The organism is Lyngbya aestuarii BL J, from assembly GCF_000478195.2.
In the GTDB taxonomy this organism is placed as follows: domain Bacteria; phylum Cyanobacteriota; class Cyanobacteriia; order Cyanobacteriales; family Microcoleaceae; genus Capilliphycus; species Capilliphycus aestuarii.
Genome location: NZ_AUZM01000234.1, coordinates 1 through 1137, shown reverse-complemented (window position 1 = coordinate 1137; position 1137 = coordinate 1). Strand labels below are relative to the sequence as shown.

The following is a 1137-nucleotide window of genomic DNA, read 5'->3' as shown; positions in this document are numbered from 1 at the left end:
CTTTTGCCAGATGAGCTGTTGCCTATTGCGAGAGCGCTTCGCGCTATACCTTCTGCCTTTTGCCTAAATTATTCTGCCTTCATTCAATTAAAACGGCGTATAAGTAATTGAGAAATAAACCCCGGCTTCTTGTAAAGAATTTTCGTCTCGATCATCAACTTCATTGAACGGAATTCCATAATCAATTCGAGCGTTAAACCGTTCTCCTAAACGCAATTGTAAACCCAATCCAATCCCGGCAATCGTATCATTTTCTTGGCTATCTTCTTCCTCAACATTCCAGCCTCGACCCAAATCAAAAAACGGCACAATTTGCAATACATTTCCTTCGCCAAAACGAGCGACTGGAAACAAAGCTTCAGCAGAGAAAAACACACCATTATCCGTTAATAAAACATCCTGACGATAGCCTCGCACACTCTGATAACCCCCTAAAGGAAACTGTTCTAACGGCACCAACGCTCTAGTCGATAATTGTATATCTGATCGCACCACCAACAACAGATCGGGCGCTAATAATCGCACATATTGACCTTGACCTCGCCAAGTAAAAAATCGACTATCGGGCGGTTCATTATTAATTGTCGCATCAAATGCACCCACACCTAAACTAAACTGTGATCGCCCAGCCAAAACCGATCTTGAAGTTCTTCGAGTGTATTCTTGAAACACACGAATTGCCGAAATTTTGGTGCTTCCATCTTCTTCAGCACCCACAGAAAGAGGTTCTTCTTCTCCTAAAATAGTGGTTTGGCTATTTTCCCGAGAAAGGGTTAATCCCACCGCAATATCTTGAGTCGGAGTTTGATAAATCGGTTGACGAATCGTTAACCCAAAGCGATCAGAATCTCCGGTGATATTCAGGCGATCAAATGGTTCTTCAATAACTTCCGAATCTGTGCCATAATAATCAAAACGAATTGTACCATTGCGGGCATTAATTGGAAAAGTGTAGTTGATATCATAGCGATCGCTACCATCGGTATTCGTATAAGCAGTATTAATGCGATCGCCAAATCCCAATAAATTAGCTTCTGTAACACTCAAACCTCGACGAAAACTTCCCACACTCGGAATCCGACCATTATCAGCAATTAGTTGTAAACTAAAGGTATCTGCGAGATCGGAAGAGCGTCG

At 42.2% G+C, this 1137-nt stretch carries 1 protein-coding gene; it reads right to left on the bottom strand.

From position 1 onward, the window contains the following. Positions 1–87 precede the first annotated feature (87 nt). The coding region (locus M595_RS27755; RefSeq protein ID WP_023069883.1) for a ShlB/FhaC/HecB family hemolysin secretion/activation protein at positions 88–1137 on the bottom strand (1050 nt) is incomplete at its 5' end.